Origin of the sequence: Delftia sp. GW456-R20 (assembly GCF_001622915.1) — a bacterium.
GTDB classification, from domain to species: domain Bacteria; phylum Pseudomonadota; class Gammaproteobacteria; order Burkholderiales; family Burkholderiaceae_C; genus Comamonas; species Comamonas acidovorans.
This window is the reverse complement of the sequence record NZ_LWCN01000004.1, coordinates 2,863,340-2,880,858: the sequence shown is the minus strand read 5'-3', so window position 1 is coordinate 2,880,858 and position 17,519 is coordinate 2,863,340. Positions and strand designations below refer to the sequence as shown.

Below are 17,519 nucleotides of genomic sequence, written 5' to 3'. Positions count from 1 at the left end.
AGCGTTCGGTTTCTGTTTCGTAAAGTTGGCCGGTTTGTGCCGGGTGAAAGTCCTTCGCGTTGCCGCCATGCAACAAACGAAAACCGTGTTTCACCAAAGATTCAATGAAAAAAGCGGCTGTCGCCAGCCGCTTGAGTCTGCTGCGGGGCGCCTGCAGCGCCCGTCCCTGGCCTTATTCGTTGGCCGGGTTGGCCAGCAGGGCCTTGTAGATCACGGCGCCGATCAGCGCACCCACGATGGGGGCCACCCAGAACAGCCACAGTTGCGAGATCGCGATCTCGGGGCCGAACAGGGCCGGGCCCGTGCTGCGCGCGGGATTGACCGAGGTGTTGGTCACGGGAATCGAGATCAGGTGGATCAGCGTCAGGCACAGGCCGATGGCCAGCCCGCCAAAGCCGGCTGCCGCGCGCTTGGCCGTGGCGCCCAGGATGACCAGGATGAAGAAGGCCGTCATCACCACTTCGGTGACCAGGGCTGCCGTCATGCCGTAGCCGCCCGGCGAATGCGCGCCGTAGCCGTTGGTGGCAAAGCCGCCGATGTCGGCACCGGCCTTGCCCGTGGCGATCACATAGAGGATGGCCGCGCCCGTGATGGCGCCCAGCACCTGCGAGACGATGTAGCCCGGCAGTTCGCTCCAGGCAAAGCGCCCGCCCATGGCCAGGCCCACGGAGACGGCCGGGTTGAAGTGCCCGCCTGAGATGGGCCCGAAGGCATAGGCGCCCGTGAGCACCGTCAGGCCGAAGGCCAGCGAGACGCCGACCAGGCCGATGCCCACCTGCGGGAAGGCGGCGGCCAGCACGGCCGCACCGCAGCCGCCCAGGGTCAGCCACAGGGTCCCGAGGAATTCGGCGGACCATTTTTGAACAGAGCTGTGCATGGAAAATCTCCTGAAGCAGGCCCGCCATTGCGCCCGGGCCCTGCGCGCACCGTCCGCCGCACAGCGGAAAGTGGCGCAGTTATAGCCCTGCGCCAGCCCCGCCGTGAGGGCAAGAAAGTGAACAATCGTCCAGAGCCTGCGTCGCCACAGGGGCGGCGGGGTCTTGATAATGCGCTCGCCGGCCCGAGATGAGGGCTGATTTTTTCCCTGTTGTGAACCCATAGGACATAGGACACTGTCTGCATGAGCAAGCAAACCCATTCTTTTCAGGCCGAAGTTGCACAACTGCTGCACCTGGTCACGCATTCGCTGTATTCCAACCCCGAGATCTTCCTGCGCGAGCTGGTCTCCAACGCCTCCGACGCCTGCGACAAGCTGCGCTTCGAGGCGCTGAACGATGCCTCCCTCTATGAGGACCAGCCCAACCTGGAAGTGCGCGTGTCCTTCGACGCCGCCGCCAAGACGCTGACCATTGCCGACACCGGCATCGGCATGAGCGAGCAGGAAGCCATCGACAACCTGGGCACCATCGCCAAGAGCGGCACCAAGGCCTTCATGGACAAGCTGTCGGGCGACCAGAAGTCGGACTCGCAGCTGATCGGCCAGTTCGGCGTGGGCTTTTACTCGGGCTACATCGTGGCCGACAAGATCACCGTGGAAACACGCCGCGCGGGCCTGCCGGCCTCCGAAGGCGTGCGCTGGACCAGCGGCGGCACGGGCGAGTTCGAGGTCGAGCAGATCGAGCGCCCCCAGCGCGGCACCAGCATCACGCTGCACCTGCGCCCCGAGGCCGAGGAGTTCCTCAACGCCTGGAAGATCAAGCAGGTCATCGGCAAGTACTCCGACCACATCAGCCTGCCCATCCTCATGGAAAAAGAGGAGTGGAAGGACGGCGAGAACGACCAGCCCGGCACCATGGAGAAGACGGGCGAGTGGGAGACCATCAACAAGGCCAGCGCGCTGTGGACGCGTCCCAAGAAGGACATCACGGCCGAGCAGTACCAGGACTTCTACAAGGCCATCAGCCACGACTTCGAGAACCCGCTGACCTGGAGCCACAACCGCGTCGAGGGCAACACCGAGTACACGCAGCTGCTGTTCATCCCGGCCAAGGCGCCGTTCGACCTCTACAACCGCGACAAGAAGGCCGGCGTCAAGCTCTACGTCAAGCGCGTCTTCATCATGGATGACGCCGAGGCGCTGATGCCCGGCTACCTGCGCTTCGTCAAGGGCGTGATCGACTCGGCCGACCTGCCGCTGAACGTCAGCCGCGAGCTGCTGCAGGAAAGCCGCGACGTGCGCCTGATCCGCGACGGCTCGACCAAGCGCGTGCTGTCCATGCTGGAAGACCTGGCCAAGCACGATCGCCACGACGCTGCCGCTGACGCGGCGGCCGACGGCGTCACCGACGTGGTCAGCGAAGAGGACAAGGCCAAGGAAGGCAAGTACAGCCAGTTCTACGCCGAGTTCGGCCCCGTGCTCAAGGAAGGCCTGGGCGAGGACTTTGCCAACAAGGAACGCATCGCCAAGCTGCTGCGCTTTTCCTCCACCAGCCAGGACGAGGCCATCGTCTCGCTGGCCGACTACAAGGCCCGCATGAAGGAAGGCCAGGACGCGATCTACTACATCACGGCCGACTCCCTGACCGCAGCCCGCAACAGCCCGCAGCTCGAAGTCTTCCGCAAGAAGGGCATCGAAGTGCTGCTGATGGCCGACCGCGTGGACGAATGGGCCATGGGCTACCTGACCGAATTCGACGGCACGCCGCTGCAGTCCGTGGCCAAGGGCGCCGTGGACCTTGGCAAGCTGCAGGACGAAGAGGAAAAGAAGGCCGCCGAGGAAGCTGCCGAGACCTTCAAGCCCCTGCTGGCCAAGCTCAAGGAAGCGCTCAAGGACAAGGCCGAGGACGTGCGCGTGACCACGCGCCTGGTGGACTCGCCTGCCTGCCTGGTGGTGCAGGACGGCGGCATGAGCCTGCAGCTGGCGCGCCTGCTCAAGCAGGCCGGCCAGCAGGCGCCGGACGCCCGCCCCGTGCTGGAGGTCAACCCCGAGCATCCGCTGGTCAAGAAGCTGGACGGATCGGTGCATTTCCATGACCTGGCCAACATCCTGTTCGACCAGGCCGTGTTGGCCGAAGGCGGCATGCCCGAAGACCCGGCTGCCTACGTCAGGCGCGTGAACGCGCTGCTGGCGTGAGTTCCTCACAAGGATTGCCTCGCCGCATTCCCTAGGCCTTAGTGCCTGCTCACTGCCGCGCCAGCGCGCGGCAGATCAGCATTGCAAGCCGGTGCCAGCCATGCTGCCACCGGCTTTTTCACGTCTGCGTTCCGTGAGGAAAACCGGCCGGAAAAGGTCGACTCACGAAAAACTCACAAATACCTCTAAATACTCACTTTTGTTAAAAATTCCAGATCATATTTACTTTTGGTAATAAAGAACCATCATGCCTCCTTTTGGTGCGTCCGGTAGTCGGCTTTCTGACAGAGCTGTTCCAGCCGGGCACCTCGTGCGTCCGTGCCTGCGGCATTCGGCGCTGTCAACGAAGCAAAAGAGAGGTTTGTATGGCTTTCACGAGAAAGGGCTGGCTGGCGCGTGCGCTGCTGTCCGGCGGCTTGCTGGCAACAGCGGCTGCCGTGGCGGCGCCGGCCGACACCGACATCCTGGTCAACCAGGACGGTCTCTATGACGGACAGGACGCATCGGCAGGCCCTGCCGGCGGCACCTTCACCTATGTGGCCAAGGTCAGGCACAACAACATCGGTCCCGACGCCGTAGGCGTCACCCTGACCGAGGTGCTGCCCGTGGGAGCCGTGTTCCAGGGCTACAGCAGCAGCCCGGGCGGCATCACCTGCACGGCACCGGCTGCCGGCACGGTGCTCACCGCAGGCAACAACACGCTGGTCTGCAACATCGGCAACCTGGCGCCCGCCGACGGCTTCAAGTCCGTGGGCTTCGAGGTCATCCTGCCGACCGTCGGCACCAACTGGCGCGCCGTGGCCAGCGCGCGCATGGCCTCGCCCGACTACGACAACGACCAGAACAACACGCAGCTCGATCGCAACTTCACCACCACCGAGGCCGCCGATCTGGCTATCGCGATGGCGGCTCCCGCCAGCGTCGCCAACGGCGGCGCCTTCCAGTACACCATCGACGTGCAGAACAAGGGCCCGTCCGAGGTGCCCGCCGGTGGCCGTACCGTGGTGCGTTTCCCCGTGCCCAACGGCGCCGTGGTCACGGGCGTGCCCTCAGGCAGCGGCTGGAGCTGCACGCCGGCCTCGGGCTATCCGCTGATCTCGGGCGAACTCAGCTGCACGCGCAGCGGCCCCGTGCTGCCGGGCGCCGTGCTGCCTTCCATCTCCGTGCCGGCCATCGCCAACATGAGCGGCACCATTGCCGGCGCTGCCAGCGTCAAGGGCTACAAGGACGCCAGCACGGAGATGCCTGACGGCCAGTCCGGCAACAACACCGCCAGCGCCGCCGTGGTCTCCAGCGGCAGCGAGTTCGTGGATGTCTCGCTGCGCAAGCAGGTGGCGCCCACGGTGCTGGATGCGCTGCAGGTGACCGAGGTCACCTACACGCTGCAGCCGCGCCGCGAAGGCGGCTCGCTCGTGCCGCGCGATCTCACCATCACCGACACGTTGCCGGCCGGCGTGACCTTCACGGGCTTCGACGGCAGCACGGCGCCCTGGAACTGCGGCCACAGCAGCGGCACCATCACCTGCACCCATGCGGGCGAGTACCCGGTGGCCGGCTACGCCAACATGCAGGCCATCCGCTTCAAGGCCAGCGTGGCTGCGGGTGGAACGCCGGGTGCGCAACTGGTCAATCAGGGCGTGATCGGGGTTCCACCCGAACTCAACGAGCCCAACAAGACCAACAACACCGATAGCGCGGCGGTGAGCTTCAGCAACGATGCGCGGCTGAGGCTGGCCAAGGCAGGCCCTGGCCGCCCGGTGCTGGCAGGCCAGGAGTTCGAGTACACGATCACCGTGACCAACACCGGCCCCATGCCCGTGCTGCCGAATCAGCAGATCACCGTGACCGACAACCCCGCAGACGGCCGCATGGCCATCGTCAGCATGTCCGGTGCGGGCACCGGCGCGGGGGACTGGACCTGCTCCACCCTGAGCTGCACCTCGACAGCGGGCCTGGCCGTGGGCGCCAGCCGCCAGATCAAGGTCAGGGCCAAGGTCACGCTGGCTTCGGGCCATCTGGACTTCACCAACAACGCCTCCGCTGGCGTGATCGGCCGGGACAATGCATCGGCCACCACCTCCGCGACTGTCACCGTGTCTGCCGACAAGGTGGATGTGGGCATCGTCAAGAGCGTGGTCAGCCCTGTGCCGCCGGCCTCCATCAAGAGCGGTGAAGAGGTCACCTACCAGCTGGTGGTGAAGAACCACTCGGCCAGCACGACGGTGACGAATGTCCGCGTGCGCGACGCGCTGCAGTCCCTGGTCAAGCAAATTGACGGCGTGCGCATCGTGGGCGGCAACCCGGTGGACGAGGCCGGCAATCCCGTGCCGTACACCTACCCGGGCGGCGGCTTTGTCTCCAGCCGCATCGTCTCCGGCGCCAACGCCAGCTGCGGCACCCCTTCGGGCGGGGTCAACAGCGAGACGCGCGATCTGACCTGCGACATCTCCTCCATGGCCCCGGAGGCCGAGGTGGTGATCGAGGTCAAGATCCGCCCCAAGCGCGCCACCACCGGCACCTATGCCAACGCGGCCTCGGCCCAGTCGCTGGACATCCATGACGCCGATCCCGGCAACGATTCCTCTACGGCCAGCATCACCGTGCAGGCCATCGCGGAAATCGCGGCGCAAAAGCAGGTCTCGCCCAAGGTGGCGGCTGCGGGCGAGCCGCTGACCTATACGGTCACGGTGCCCAACTACGGCCCCTCGTCGGCCGCCAATGTCACGCTCAAGGACGTGCTGCCTGCAGACGCCATCTTCATCGGCACGCCCACGGTCACCGGCGGCGGCACCTGTACTCCGGCGGCCACCGATGGCGTGCAGGGCGGCACGCTGGAATGCGCCTGGACCAATCCGCTGGCTGCAGGCGCGCAGTACACCGTGAGCTACAAGATGCGCTCGCGCGGCGATCTGGCGGCCGATACGGAGATCTCCAACACCGTGGCGGTGGACACCACCACCGAGGAGCTGACCAAGGCCAACAACCAGGCCGAGGCCAAGGCCCGGCTCAAGCGCGCCGAGCTGGATGTGAACATCAGTATGCGCCACACGGCGGACGGCCTGGTGCTGGGTGAGGACACCGAATACACCATCACGGTGACCAACTCCGGCCCCTCCTACGCCACCCAGGTGGTCGTGACCGACAAGTTCCCCGCATCGGGCTCCACGGCCACCTTCAGCTACCAGAACGGCCTGGCGCTGGCCGGCATTCCCGGCGCCTCCGCATCCTGGTGCGGCGTGCAGCCGGCGCTGAACGCGACCAGCGGGCCGCTGCAGTGCACCATCCCGGCGCTGGCTCCGGGCCAGAGCATGACCATCAAGTTCAAGATGCGCGCACAGACCCTGCCCGACAAGGCATCGGGCGGCACCATCTACCACGAGGCCTCGGTCAAGCCCTTCGAGACGGAATGGCTGAGCAATGGCGGCGATGTGATCGTCAACAACACCACTACCGACCGGACCTCCACCAGCCGCCAGGGCAATGCCGTGGACCTGGGGATCGGCAAGCAGGGCCCCGCCGGCCCGCTGGACGATGGCGACACGGCCAGCTACACGCTGACCGTCACCAACTACGGCCGCGATCCGCAGTCGCCCGCGGGCGGCTCGGTGACCGACGTGCTGCCCGCCGGGCTGGAGTTCGTCTCGGCCTCGGCAGGCTGCAGCTACGCCAGCGGCACGCGCACCGTGACCTGCAGCGTGCCGCAGCTGGCCCAGGGCGGCACGGCGGTCTTCACGCTGGAGACAAAGCTGGACAAGCCCTACAAGGGCGCCCGCCCGCTGGTCAACTCGGCCACGGTCTCGGTGCCCGGTGACGGCAATCCCGACAACGACAAGGGCACGACCACCACGCCGCTCAAGCCGGGCCCGGACACCACGGCCAGCATCCCCACGCTGTCGCAGTGGGGCCTGATGCTGATGTCGTCCCTGCTGGCGCTGATGGCGCTGGGGACCATGCGCAGGCGCGAGCGTCGGTGATGCGCCCGTGACGGCAAGGGCCGGTGGCGTGATTCACGCACCGGCCTTTGTCGTCTTTGAGCGGTCCGAAGATAATGCGAGCCTATAGAGGGACACTGTTTCGCAACTGCCAGGTCGCAAGCCCGGCAACCAACACTCCAAGACCTGCCATGCTGCGCTTCTTTCTGATCTTTCTGGCCATCCAGCTGACGATGTTCGGGCTGAACCTGCTCAGTTGGGTGCAGCAGCACATCGTGCTGCCCTGGACGTCCTTTCTGGCGCACATCTGCGCCTCGCTGGTGACCTGGTTCGACAGCACGGCCTCGGCTACGGGCAAGGTGCTGTGGAACACGGCCACGGGCTTCGGCGTCTCCATCGAGGCCGGCTGCAACGGCCTGGAGGCCTACATCGTGCTGTTTGCCGCCGTGATGGCCTTCCCCTCGTCATGGCGCCAGAAGCTGGTGGGCCTGCTGGCCGGCTTCGTGGCCGTGCAGGCCATCAACGTGCTGCGCGTCATCAGCCTGTTCTACCTGGGCCAGTGGAGCACCACGGCCTTCAACTTCGCGCACGAGTACCTCTGGCAGGCGCTGATTATGCTGGACGTGCTGGTGTTCTGGCTGCTGTGGGTGCGCTGGAGCGGCCGCAAGGCGCCGTCGCAGGATGACGGCGGCCAGCCGCCGCTGCCGCCTGCCGCTGCAGCTTCCGCCGCCGTGGCCGCCTGAGGAGCAGGCCATGATCGGACGCAATCCCATCTCGCGCTTCGCGGCCCTGGCCATGGGCGGCATCGTGGTGCTGACCCTGGCCTGGACGCTGGCGGCCGGCTGGCTGGCCGTGCCGGTGTCCGGCATGAGCAAGTGGGTGCTGGAGAACGCCGCCAACGGCTGGGTGCAGCGCGTGGACCTGGAGACGCCCCGCAGCCTGGTTGTCAATTCCTCGGTCCAGGTCTCCAACGAGCAGACCGGCTGGCGCCGCGCCGAGGCCATCGTCGAGGTCGATCCCGCCCGCTACGGCTACGGCCTGCCGGTGCTGGTGGCCATGCTGCTGGCGGCCTGGGGTCCGGGCCGGTGGTGGCGCATCCTGGTGGGGTATGTGGCGCTGCTGCCGCTGCAGACCTTCAGCGTGGTAACGCAGGTGTTGATGCAGTTGTGCCTGGCCGCCAAGCTGGACCTCAATGTGCTGGGTCTCCAGGGATGGCAGCTCAATGCCATTGTCTACGGCTACCAGATGGGGGGCCTGATGGTGCCCACGCTGGCGCCTGTTCTGCTGTGGCTGGTGCTGGACATGGGCTTTGTGCGCCGCGTGCTGCTGCCGGCCTGGAACCGCAGCCGTGCTGCCGCCGCACCGCAGCCCGTGGTGGCGCCCAAGCCCTCGGCATGGCGCCAGACCGATGGCGCGGCCACCTCCACCGGCAACCCGCTGGTGTCCTCCAGCAGCGCAGCCACCCTGCCACGGGCCAAGGCCAAGACCACGGGGCCGACGCAGTAGGCCTGCACTTCCCGGCTGGCGGGCAGGCGCTGTTTTCTCAGCCCTGCGCGGGCATGGGCGGCAGCAGGCCGCGCTCGGTGATGAAGTCGATCACCTCGCGCAGGCCCTTGCCGCTTTTCACGCTGCCCATCACATAGGGCTTGTGGGCGCGCATGCGCTGCGTGTCGGCTTCCATGATGGACAGGTTGGCGCCCACATAGGGCGCCAGGTCGGTCTTGTTGACCACGAGCAGATCGCTCTTGGTGATGCCGGGGCCGCCCTTGCGCGGAATCTTCTCGCCACCGGCCACGTCGATCACGTAGATGGTCAGGTCCGACAGCTCGGGGCTGAAGGTGGCGGCCAGGTTGTCGCCGCCGCTTTCGATGAAGACGATGTCCGCCTCGGGGAACTGGCGCAGCATGCGGTCCACGGCTTCAAGGTTGATGGAGGCGTCCTCGCGGATGGCCGTGTGCGGGCAGCCGCCGGTCTCCACGCCCATGATGCGTTCCGGCGGCAGGGCCTCGGCCACCGTCAGCAGGCGCTGGTCTTCCTTGGTGTAGATGTCGTTGGTGATGACCACCAGGTCGTAGTGTGCGCGCATGGCCTTGCACAGCATCTCCAGCAGCGTGGTCTTGCCGGAGCCGACCGGGCCGCCGATGCCGACGCGCAGCGGGGGGAGTTTCTTGGTGCGGGTGTTCATGGTGGACTTGGGGTGAGTGATCAGGACCGGAAGAGCCGGGAGTACTGGTGTTCGTGCCGCGCCTGCAGCACGCTCCATTGGGGCAGCATGGTGTCCAGCTGGGGCGGCGCCTCGCTGGCGCGGCGGCGTGCCTCGCCCACTGCCTGCTCCAGCAGCGGATGCAGGGCCAGCAGCAGGCTCTGGCCCGCCACCTGGCCCAGCGGCACGGCCTTGATGGCGGCGGCCACCTGGTTCTCCAGCCAGGCAAAGCCATAGGCCAGCAGGGCGTGGTCCTCATCGGCATCCACGGCGGCGCAGGCGCAGGCAAAGGCCGTGGGATAGGCCAGGCCCGGTCCTTCCACAAGGGCGCCCAGTTGTGCGATGCGGGGCGCAAAGGCCTCGCCGCCCCAGGGCACGGAGCGCAGCAGGCTGTGCAGCGACCAGCCCATCTGCAGCGTCTCGGCACGGGCCTCGCGGCTGTCGCGGCTGGCAATGAACCACTGGTTCCATTCGTGCACCGCCCCCTCGTCGCCTGCGCTCCAGGCCCGGCGCAGCAGCAGCCACAGCGGCGCCTCGCAGCGTGCAAAGCCGTGTGCCAGCGCATCGGCAATCCAGGTGCGCGCCGTGCCGGCATCCGTGACCAGGCCGTGCTCGATGGCGGCCTCCAGCCCCTGCGAATAGCTGAAGCCGCCCACGGGCAGCTGGGGCGATGCCAGGTGCAGCAGGGCGCACAGCCCCTGTATCGACAGGTCAGCCATGCGGATGGTCGTGGCCGTGCCCGTGTCCGCAGCAGCCTTTGTGATCATGGTCATGGCTGTGGTCGTGGCCATGTTCATGCCCGTGGGAATGATCGTGGGAATGGTCGTGTGCGTGCCCATGGTCATGCAGCGCATACACGCTCTGCGCCAGCGCCTGGTCCTCGGCAAAGCTGGCGTCATGGCCGTGGCGGTGGCCGCCGCCATAGGCACCGGCCTCGGGCTCGAAGGGCGCATCCACCAGGGCCACCTGCGCGCCCAGGCGCAGCAGCATGTCGTGGAGCACGGGGTCGTTTTCCAGGTGCAGGTGCGTGGGCGTGACCTCCACCGGGATATGCCGGTTGCCCAAGTGGTAGGCCGCACGCAGCAGGCCCAGCGGCGTGGCCGCCGTCACGCGCAACACCGCCTGGGGCGCCGCGCGCACGGCGACCAGGCTGCCATCCTCGGCCACCAGCACGTCGCCGCCGCGCAGCACGCTGCCGCGCGCCAGCACCACGGCCAGCTCGCGCCCCGTGGAGTCTGTTGCCGCAAAGCGGCTCTTCTGGCGCATGTCCCAGTCCAGCTCCAGCGTGGCGGCGCGCCTGACCAGCACGGCGGCAAGGCCGCCGCCCTGGGGCATGTGTTTGTTGACGGTGAGCATGGATTGTTTCGTATTAACGGTCGTTATAACATTGCGAGGTCAATGACTTCCCTGGAGATTCCACCATGACCACTCTCAAACTCACCCAGGTCGGCAATTCCGTGGGCTTGATCCTGCCCAAGGAGATTCTGGCGAAGCTGAACCTGGGCAAAGGCGACACGGTGTATCTGACCGAGGTTGCCGACGGCGGCATCAAGCTTTCTCCGTATGACGAGGACTTCGGGCAGCAGATGGATGCAGCGCGCCTGATCATGAAAAAGCGGCGTGGTGTTTTGCGTGAGCTGGCGAAATGACCGGGAACATGCAGGTTTGGGTCTGGCTCAGCGAGGCCGTCATGCTGGCTGTTCACGAAGAGCAACTGACCGAGCATGGTGGCCCGGCGGGCGTGCGTGATGCCGGGTTGCTGGCATCTGCCCTGGCCAGGCCGCGCCATCTGGCCGCTTATGGGGCGCCTGATGCGGCCGAGCTGGCAGCCAGCTATGGCTTTGGCATCGCGCGCAACCATCCCTTTGTGGATGGCAACAAACGCACAGCCTTTGTGGCGACCGAGCTGTTTCTCCATCTCAATGGCTGGGAATTGACGGCGGGTGACGAGTCCTGTGTGCTGACCATGGTGGCCTTGGCCGCAGGCGAACTGGACGAGGCCGGGTTCGCCCTCTGGATACGTGAGCACGGTGCGCCCTTGCCCCGCTGACCCCATTGCTCCCCCTTAAAAAAGAAAATACCGCTGCGCCATCGGCAGCTCGGTGGCGGGCTCGCAGGTCAGCAGTTGGCCGTCGGCCACGACCTGGTAGGTCTCGGGATCGACGCTGATGTCGGGCTGCCAGTCGTTGTGCACCATGTCGCGCTTGCTGACGCTGCGGCAGTTTTCCACGGCCACGGTGCGCTTGCGCAGGCCGTAGCGGTCTGCCACGCCGGCCTGCTGGGCGGCCTGCGAGACGAAGGTCAGGCTGGCCGCCGCCACGCCGCTGCCCTGGCCCGCGAACATGGGCCGGTAGTGCACGGGCTGCGGCGTGGGGATGCTGGCGTTGGGGTCGCCCATGGCGGCGCTGGCGATGCTGCCGCCCTTGAGGATGAGGCTGGGCTTGACACCGAAGAACGCCGGCCGCCACAGCACCAGGTCGGCCAGCTTGCCGACCTCGACCGAGCCCACGACATGGGCGATGCCATGCGTGCGTGCGGGGTTGATGGTGTACTTGGCCACGTAGCGCTTGACACGGAAGTTGTCGTGGCGCGCGTTGTCGCCCGGCAGGCTGCCGCGCTGGACCTTCATCTTGTGCGCGGTCTGCCAGGTGCGCAGCACGACCTCGCCCACGCGGCCCATGGCCTGGCTGTCGCTGGAGATCATGGAGAAGGCGCCCAGGTCGTGCAGCACGTCCTCGGCGGCGATGGTCTCGCGGCGGATGCGGCTTTCGGCAAAGGCGATGTCCTCGGCAATCGACGCATCCAGGTGGTGGCAGACCATGAGCATGTCCAGGTGCTCGTCCAGCGTGTTCACCGTGTAGGGCCGCGTGGGGTTGGTGGACGAGGGCAGCACGTTGGCCTCGCCGCAGACCTTGATGATGTCGGGCGCGTGGCCGCCGCCCGCGCCTTCGGTGTGGTAGGTGTGGATGGTGCGGCCCTTGAAGGCGGCCACCGTGGCCTCGACGAAGCCGCCCTCGTTGAGCGTGTCGGTGTGGATGGCGACCTGGGTGTCGGTCTCGTCGGCCACGCCCAGGCAGCAGTCGATGGCGGCGGGCGTCGATCCCCAGTCCTCGTGCAGCTTCAGGCCGATGGCGCCTGCCGCGATCTGCTCGCGCAGCGGCGCGGCCTGGCTGGCGTTGCCCTTGCCCAGCAGGCCGATGTTCATGGGGTAGCCGTCCACGGCCTGCAGCATGCGCTCCATGTGCCAGGGGCCGGGCGTGACCGTGGTGGCGAAGGTGCCCGTGGCCGGGCCCGTGCCGCCGCCGATCATGGTGGTCACGCCGCTGGTCAGCGCCTCGTCGATCTGCTGCGGGCAGATGAAGTGGATGTGCGTGTCGATGCCGCCGGCCGTGACGATCATGCCCTCGCCCGCAATGATTTCCGTGCCGGGGCCGATGACGATGGTCACGCCCGGCTGCATGTCCGGGTTGCCGGCCTTGCCTATGCCTGCGATCAGCCCGTTCTTGATGGCGATGTCGGCCTTGACGATGCCCCAGTGGTCGATGATCACGGCATTGGTGATGACGGTGTCGGCGCAGTCGGCGGCCATGCGCTGGCTCTGGCCCATGCCGTCGCGGATGACCTTGCCGCCGCCGAACTTGACCTCTTCGCCGTAGATCGTGTGGTCCTTCTCGATCTCGATGACCAGGGCCGTGTCGGCCAGCCGCAGGCGGTCGCCCACGGTGGGGCCGAACATCTCGGCATAGGCCTGGCGCGTGATGCTTGCCATAGCATTCCCTTTCTGTTGTCTACGACGCTATGCGTTGCTCGTTGTACTTAAAACCGGCGTGGTCCAACCCGGGGACACCGAGGAAGGGCCGCCCCGCACCGAGGGTGTCGTCCCCCTCCCGCGAAGCGAGAGAGGGGGAAGCGGCGTAGCCGCTCAGGGGGTACTTCAAAGCCTGCCCATCACCTTGGCGTTGAAGCCATAGATGATGCGGTCGCCGGAGATTTCCACCAGTTCCACCGTGCGCTCCTGCCCGGGCTCGAAGCGCACGGCCGTGCCGGCCGCGATGTTCAGCCGCCAGCCGCGTGCGGCGGCGCGGTCGAAGTGCAGGGCCTCGTTGACCTCGAAGAAATGAAAGTGCGAGCCCACCTGCACGGGCCGGTCGCCGGTGTTGGTGACCGTGAGGGTCTGCACGGGCCGGCCTGCGTTCAGCAGGATCTCGCCGGGCTCGGCGAGCAGCTCGCCGGGGATGATGCGCTCGGTCATGTGCGGCTCCCGCGATCAGCCTGCCAGCGCCACGGCACCGTAGCCCATGGCGGCCACACCTGCCAGGCGTGCGGCCCAGGCCGAAGCCGTGCCGCCGCGCATGGCCCGGCCAAAGGCCACGCCCAGCGCATGCAGCACCAGCGTGGTGGCGACCATGCCCGCCATGTAGGCCCAGAACACGGCTGCGGGCAGCGCGTGGGGGAAGACCTCGCCATGCGCGTATCCGTGGAACAGCGCGAAGGCGCCGGCCAGCGCCATGGCCAGGGCCACGGGCAGGCGGCGCTGGGCCACCAGCAGCAGGCCGAAGGCCAGCAGCGAGGCGGCCACCATGGGCTCCACGGCCGGCAGCTCCAGCGGGGTCTGCGTCAGCGCCAGGCCCAGCGCCATGCAGGCCGCAAAGGCCACGGGCGGCAGCCACTGGCGCTGGAGCATCAGCCCGCACCACAGGCCCAGCGCCAGCATGGCCAGCAGATGGTCCAGGCCCGCGATGGGGTGGGACAGCCCGGCCATCAGGGCCTGCATGGCGCCGTCACCGGCGTGCAGGTGGGCGCCGGCCCCCGTATGGGCGCTGGCGGCCGTGGCGGCGGCCAGCAGGGCCGGGGCGAGCAGGTAGTTGAAAGTGTTGCGGAATCTGAACATGGAGATCTCCTTGATCGCTATCGAGACTGGATCTGCCCACGGCACAAGCGGATGCAGCGGGCTGGTTGGGGGTGCCCAGCAAGGGCCGCCCCGCAGCGATGGCGCCGTCCCCCTTGGGGGAAGCGGCGTAGCCGCTCAGGGGGTCAAACTATTGGGTGATGAACGGTGACCAGCTTGGTGCCGTCCGGGAAAGTGGCTTCGACCTGGATGTCCGGGATCATTTCTGGAATGCCCTCCATCACATCGGCGCGCGTCAGCACCGTGGTGCCCAGGTGCATGAGCTCGGCCACGGTCCTGCCGTCGCGCGCCCACTCCAGCACGGCGGCGCTGATCAGCGCCACGGCCTCGGGGTAGTTGAGCTTCAGGCCGCGCGCCTTGCGCCGCTCGGCCACCAGGGCTGCGGTGAACAGCAGCAGCTTGTCTTTTTCACGGGGCGTGAGTTCCATCGATGAGTCTCCGTTGATCAGGTGGCCCACAGGCGCGGGGGGCGGGCTTGTTGATTGAGCAGGGCCGGGCGCAGCAGGCGCCAGCCTTCATGCAGCACGGCCCGTGCCGCCTCCATGCGCCGGGCCAGCACGCGCAGCAGCAGCACCGAGGGCGCGCCGCCCTGGCCGGCCAGCAGGCTGGCGCCGGCGCGCACTTCATCGCTCCAGGGCAGGCTGGCGGCCAGTTGCTCGCTCAAGGGCTCCATGGCCGCCAAGGGTTCGGGGGCCACGGCCCAGAGGCTGGCCTGTATGGGGAAGCCTGCCCAGGCAACGGGGCTGGACAGCAGGGCATGGCCGGCGTGCAGTTCACCTTGCTCCAGCCACAGCGGCCGTCCGCCACATGCGAGCCGGTTGTGAAGCTGCAGGCGCGCGGCAGCGGTGGGGGAGGCGCCAGTGTGGTTCCAGTGCTCGCCCGCGCCATAGCGGCCCAGCACCACGGCGTCCCAGCCGATGGCGCGCGCGCCCGGCGCAAGATCCAGGTCCAGCGCCATGGTGGCGTCGGCACCGGCGAACAGCATGTTTTCCTGTGGCAGCCATTCCAGGATGGCGCCTTCTTCCACGCGCAGCCGCACGCGCTGCGCGGCCGGGCGGCCCTGGGACTTGTACCAGCGCGTGGCGCCCGGCGTGGTCAGCAGGGCGTGGGCGCCGGGCTCCACGGTCACATCGATCTGCAACTGGTCGCCGCCGGCCACGCCGCCGGGCGGGTGCAGCAGCACGGCATGGCAGATGCCGGGGCCTTCGGGGTGCAGCGGTTTTTGCACGCGCAGCGGGCCGCTGTGGCGTGCGTGGGAAAGCACGCTGCCCTGGCCGGCGCGGTGCCCGAAGCGCAGGTCCAGCATGGCCTGCCAGCCCGAGGCGCAAGCGGGCACGGCGGTGATCGGTAGCGCTGCGGACATGGGCGTGACGGGCGGTACAGGGCGTGGTGGTTGTAACGGCCTTTGTCATGCATTTAGCGTGCCAATCCGGTGCAGTGGCGGTTGCGCCATGCTGGTGCGTTGGCGCATCGGATTGGTGCGTTTCCTGCATGGCAAGGCGCGCAAGACGGCACGTTTGCAGTGCATTCTTGCGCAGCGTGCCGCAGGCTGGTGCTCTTTCTTACGCGCGGCCCTGTTGTCGATCTGCCTGGCCTGCCTGGCGCGCGAGGGACCTGTCCCAGGCCACGACGGCCAGCGTGGCCAGGCTCAGAATCAGGCCCGCCACGCTGGCACCTGTCCATCCCCAGTGCAGCCAGACCGCCGAGCCCACGGCCGAGCCTGCCGAGGCGCCGATGAAATAGCCCGTCATATAGACCGCATTGATGCGCGAGCGCGCCAAGGGTGCCAGCGCATAGATCACGTTCTGGTTGCTGATGTGCAGGGCCTGCAGCGCGGCATCGACGATGAGCAATCCCGCCAGAAACCACCACAGGCTGGTGCCGCCCAGCCACAGCGCCCCCCAGCCCGCCAGCATGAGGAGGCCGCCGGCCAGCGTGGTGCGCTGCTCCAGCCCCCGGTCTGCCAGCCGGCCGGCCATGTTGGCCATGAGGGCGCCGGCCACGCCGACCAGGCCGATGAGGCCGATCTGCGCGTCGCCAAACCCGTAGCCCGGCCCGGCCAGCAGCAGTGCCATGGTCGAGAACAGCACGCTCACCGTGGCAAAGCCCATGCCGCCGATCAGCGCCCGGCTGCGCAGGCGCGGCTGCTCGCGCGCCAGCGTGAGCAGGGAGCGCATCACCGCGCCATAGCCTATGGGCTGGGCCGGCTGCGCCAGGGGCAGCGCGCGCCGCAGCAGCAGGGCCACGCCGGCCGTGGCCAGGGCGCCCACCCAGTAGACGGCATTCCAGCCGCCCAGCTCCGACAACAGGCCCGCCACGCTGCGCGCCGCCAGGATGCCGATCAGCAGCCCGCTCATGACCAGGCCCACGGCGCGCCCGCTGGCGCCGGGCGCCGCAAAGCTGGCCGCCATGGGCACCAGCACCTGGGCCGCGACCGAGAACAGCCCCGTCATCAGCGTGCCCGCCGCCAGCAGCGCAAAGCTGTGCGCCATGCCGCTGGCCAGCATGCCCAGCGCGGCCAGCAGCATCAGGCCCAGCACCAGGCGGCGGCGTTCCAGCATGTCGCCCAGGGGCACGAGCAGCAGCAGTCCCAGCGCATAGGAGACCTGGGCCATGGTCACCGTCAGCGAGGCACGCGCCTCGCTGATGCCCAGGTCGATGGCGATGGAGTGCAGCAGCGGCTGGTTGAAGTAATTGGCGCCCGCGCACAGGCCGCAGGCCGTGGCCATGAGCAGCAGGGTGCTCTGGGGCAGCACGGGCGTGGCGGTGGCCTGCATGGGCGGCGAGGGCAGGGCGGGGGCCGGGGAGGATCTGTTCATCGGACGAATGCCTGTGTTATCTGCTTATGGGTGGCAAACGGATGGCTCAGACCCACAGCGGCGGCCGTGCGGGCTGGGCGTGGGCGGGCAGTGCGGCCACGGCATCGACCTCGATCAGCATGCCGGGCAGGGCCAGCCGGGGCACGGGGATCAGGGTGCAGGCCGGAAAGCGCGGCAGGGTATTGCCGGGGGCACCATCGCCGGGGGCACCGTCGCTCCAATGCAGGCGCACGGCGGCCTGCCAGTCGTTGAAGCGGGCCTCCGAGTGGTCGACGATGAGCAGGGTCAGCTTGACCACCTGGCCCATGTCCGCGCCCGCCGCCTGCAGCGCCAGTTTGAGGTTGGACAGGGCCTGCTGCGCCTGCACCGCGAAGCTGTCGGGCAGGTCGCCCGCCTGGTTCTCGCCCCCCTGGCCCGAGACGAAGGCCCATTGCGCCGGCCCGTGCACAGTGACCACATGGGTGTAGCCGTTGGGCGTGGCGTCGTAGAGGCCTGCGGGCTGCAGATGGTGCAGTTGCGGGGCCGTGGAAGCGGCGGGCTGCGCCGAGGAGGTGGCAAGTGCGTCGTGTGGCATGTATGGCTT

The 17,519-nt window shown here is 67.9% G+C and carries 17 protein-coding genes; 6 read left to right on the top strand and 11 right to left on the bottom strand.

Annotation, left to right across the window (positions count from 1 at the left end; all coding sequences use genetic code 11):
* Positions 1-172: 172 nt before the first annotated feature.
* A complete protein-coding gene (gene aqpZ / locus A4F85_RS18195) occupies positions 173-877 on the bottom strand; it encodes an aquaporin Z (protein ID WP_012203105.1) in 705 nt (234 codons plus the stop codon).
* Positions 878-1,120: 243 nt separating this feature from the next.
* On the opposite strand from aqpZ, the gene htpG reads away from it, so the two are divergent.
* From htpG to A4F85_RS18175, 4 genes are all read left to right on the top strand, one after another.
* Positions 1,121-3,073, top strand: coding sequence for a molecular chaperone HtpG (gene htpG / locus A4F85_RS18190; protein ID WP_012203106.1), 1,953 nt, complete (start codon positions 1,121-1,123; stop codon positions 3,071-3,073).
* A gap of 365 nt (positions 3,074-3,438) precedes the next feature.
* Positions 3,439-7,047 (top strand): DUF11 domain-containing protein, encoded by a 3,609-nt coding sequence (locus tag A4F85_RS18185; RefSeq protein WP_063327364.1) that lies wholly within the window; start codon positions 3,439-3,441, stop codon positions 7,045-7,047.
* A 149-nt stretch (positions 7,048-7,196) separates the two neighbouring features.
* Complete coding sequence (xrtH, locus tag A4F85_RS18180; protein ID WP_063327363.1) at positions 7,197-7,748, top strand: exosortase H; 552 nt, start codon at positions 7,197-7,199, stop codon at positions 7,746-7,748.
* Between the two features lie 10 nt (positions 7,749-7,758).
* The gene (locus A4F85_RS18175) at positions 7,759-8,511 is read left to right on the top strand and encodes an exosortase H-associated membrane protein (RefSeq protein ID WP_063328020.1); all 753 of its coding nucleotides are present in this window, start codon (positions 7,759-7,761) and stop codon (positions 8,509-8,511) included.
* Between the two features lie 37 nt (positions 8,512-8,548).
* Here the strand turns inward: A4F85_RS18175 and ureG are convergent, their stop codons facing one another.
* Genes ureG through ureE form a run of 3 tightly spaced genes read right to left on the bottom strand, consistent with a single transcriptional unit; the run spans position 8,549 to position 10,564 of the window.
* Complete coding sequence (ureG, locus tag A4F85_RS18170) at positions 8,549-9,190, bottom strand: urease accessory protein UreG (RefSeq protein WP_012203110.1); 642 nt, start codon at positions 9,188-9,190, stop codon at positions 8,549-8,551.
* Positions 9,191-9,210: 20 nt separating this feature from the next.
* On the bottom strand, positions 9,211-9,927 hold the full coding sequence (locus A4F85_RS18165) for an urease accessory protein UreF (RefSeq protein ID WP_063328019.1): 717 nt from the start codon (positions 9,925-9,927) through the stop codon (positions 9,211-9,213).
* On the bottom strand, positions 9,920-10,564 hold the full coding sequence (gene ureE / locus A4F85_RS18160) for an urease accessory protein UreE (protein WP_063327362.1): 645 nt from the start codon (positions 10,562-10,564) through the stop codon (positions 9,920-9,922). Before ureE ends, A4F85_RS18165 begins: the two co-directional genes overlap by 8 nt.
* A gap of 65 nt (positions 10,565-10,629) precedes the next feature.
* Here ureE and A4F85_RS18155 point away from each other — a divergent pair, with 65 nt between their 5' ends.
* Complete coding sequence (locus tag A4F85_RS18155) at positions 10,630-10,857, top strand: AbrB/MazE/SpoVT family DNA-binding domain-containing protein (protein ID WP_016446570.1); 228 nt, start codon at positions 10,630-10,632, stop codon at positions 10,855-10,857.
* Positions 10,854-11,258 (top strand): type II toxin-antitoxin system death-on-curing family toxin, encoded by a 405-nt coding sequence (locus tag A4F85_RS18150; protein WP_043789307.1) that lies wholly within the window; start codon positions 10,854-10,856, stop codon positions 11,256-11,258. Before A4F85_RS18155 ends, A4F85_RS18150 begins: the two co-directional genes overlap by 4 nt.
* Before the next feature lie 15 nt (positions 11,259-11,273).
* On the opposite strand, the gene ureC is transcribed toward A4F85_RS18150, so the two are convergent.
* The 7 genes from ureC to A4F85_RS18115 all read right to left on the bottom strand — a co-directional run bounded on the left by ureC (position 11,274) and on the right by A4F85_RS18115 (position 17,510).
* On the bottom strand, positions 11,274-12,977 hold the full coding sequence (ureC, locus tag A4F85_RS18145; protein WP_012203113.1) for an urease subunit alpha: 1,704 nt from the start codon (positions 12,975-12,977) through the stop codon (positions 11,274-11,276).
* Positions 12,978-13,142: 165 nt separating this feature from the next.
* Positions 13,143-13,448 carry an urease subunit beta gene (locus A4F85_RS18140; RefSeq protein WP_170962150.1) on the bottom strand — a complete coding sequence of 102 codons (306 nt, stop codon included), beginning with the start codon at positions 13,446-13,448 and terminating at the stop codon, positions 13,143-13,145.
* 27 nt (positions 13,449-13,475) lie between these two features.
* Positions 13,476-14,099 carry a HupE/UreJ family protein gene (locus A4F85_RS18135; RefSeq protein WP_063327361.1) on the bottom strand — a complete coding sequence of 208 codons (624 nt, stop codon included), beginning with the start codon at positions 14,097-14,099 and terminating at the stop codon, positions 13,476-13,478.
* A gap of 143 nt (positions 14,100-14,242) precedes the next feature.
* Positions 14,243-14,545 (bottom strand): urease subunit gamma, encoded by a 303-nt coding sequence (locus A4F85_RS18130; protein ID WP_012203116.1) that lies wholly within the window; start codon positions 14,543-14,545, stop codon positions 14,243-14,245.
* A 17-nt stretch (positions 14,546-14,562) separates the two neighbouring features.
* Positions 14,563-15,480 (bottom strand): urease accessory protein UreD, encoded by a 918-nt coding sequence (locus A4F85_RS18125; protein WP_063327360.1) that lies wholly within the window; start codon positions 15,478-15,480, stop codon positions 14,563-14,565.
* A gap of 199 nt (positions 15,481-15,679) precedes the next feature.
* Entirely contained in the window at positions 15,680-16,936 is a 1,257-nt protein-coding gene (locus tag A4F85_RS18120) for an MFS transporter (protein WP_063327359.1), read from the bottom strand.
* 46 nt (positions 16,937-16,982) lie between these two features.
* Positions 16,983-17,510 carry a RidA family protein gene (locus A4F85_RS18115; RefSeq protein WP_063327358.1) on the bottom strand — a complete coding sequence of 176 codons (528 nt, stop codon included), beginning with the start codon at positions 17,508-17,510 and terminating at the stop codon, positions 16,983-16,985.
* Positions 17,511-17,519: the final 9 nt, after the last annotated feature.

What these genes read in the sequence shown, in the direction of transcription:
- A4F85_RS18185 (WP_063327364.1), top strand. Translation starts at nt 3,439, where the DNA reads ATGGCTTTCACGAGAAAGGGCTGGCTGGCGCGTGCGCTGCTGTCCGGC.
- aqpZ (WP_012203105.1), bottom strand. Translation starts at nt 877, where the DNA reads ATGCACAGCTCTGTTCAAAAATGGTCCGCCGAATTCCTCGGGACCCTG.
- A4F85_RS18165 (WP_063328019.1), bottom strand. Translation starts at nt 9,927, where the DNA reads ATGGCTGACCTGTCGATACAGGGGCTGTGCGCCCTGCTGCACCTGGCA.
- A4F85_RS18130 (WP_012203116.1), bottom strand. Translation starts at nt 14,545, where the DNA reads ATGGAACTCACGCCCCGTGAAAAAGACAAGCTGCTGCTGTTCACCGCA.
- ureG (WP_012203110.1), bottom strand. Translation starts at nt 9,190, where the DNA reads ATGAACACCCGCACCAAGAAACTCCCCCCGCTGCGCGTCGGCATCGGC.
- A4F85_RS18175 (WP_063328020.1), top strand. Translation starts at nt 7,759, where the DNA reads ATGATCGGACGCAATCCCATCTCGCGCTTCGCGGCCCTGGCCATGGGC.
- A4F85_RS18150 (WP_043789307.1), top strand. Translation starts at nt 10,854, where the DNA reads ATGACCGGGAACATGCAGGTTTGGGTCTGGCTCAGCGAGGCCGTCATG.
- A4F85_RS18115 (WP_063327358.1), bottom strand. Translation starts at nt 17,510, where the DNA reads ATGCCACACGACGCACTTGCCACCTCCTCGGCGCAGCCCGCCGCTTCC.
- ureE (WP_063327362.1), bottom strand. Translation starts at nt 10,564, where the DNA reads ATGCTCACCGTCAACAAACACATGCCCCAGGGCGGCGGCCTTGCCGCC.
- xrtH (WP_063327363.1), top strand. Translation starts at nt 7,197, where the DNA reads ATGCTGCGCTTCTTTCTGATCTTTCTGGCCATCCAGCTGACGATGTTC.
- A4F85_RS18135 (WP_063327361.1), bottom strand. Translation starts at nt 14,099, where the DNA reads ATGTTCAGATTCCGCAACACTTTCAACTACCTGCTCGCCCCGGCCCTG.
- A4F85_RS18120 (WP_063327359.1), bottom strand. Translation starts at nt 16,936, where the DNA reads ATGAACAGATCCTCCCCGGCCCCCGCCCTGCCCTCGCCGCCCATGCAG.
- ureC (WP_012203113.1), bottom strand. Translation starts at nt 12,977, where the DNA reads ATGGCAAGCATCACGCGCCAGGCCTATGCCGAGATGTTCGGCCCCACC.
- htpG (WP_012203106.1), top strand. Translation starts at nt 1,121, where the DNA reads ATGAGCAAGCAAACCCATTCTTTTCAGGCCGAAGTTGCACAACTGCTG.
- A4F85_RS18155 (WP_016446570.1), top strand. Translation starts at nt 10,630, where the DNA reads ATGACCACTCTCAAACTCACCCAGGTCGGCAATTCCGTGGGCTTGATC.
- A4F85_RS18125 (WP_063327360.1), bottom strand. Translation starts at nt 15,480, where the DNA reads ATGTCCGCAGCGCTACCGATCACCGCCGTGCCCGCTTGCGCCTCGGGC.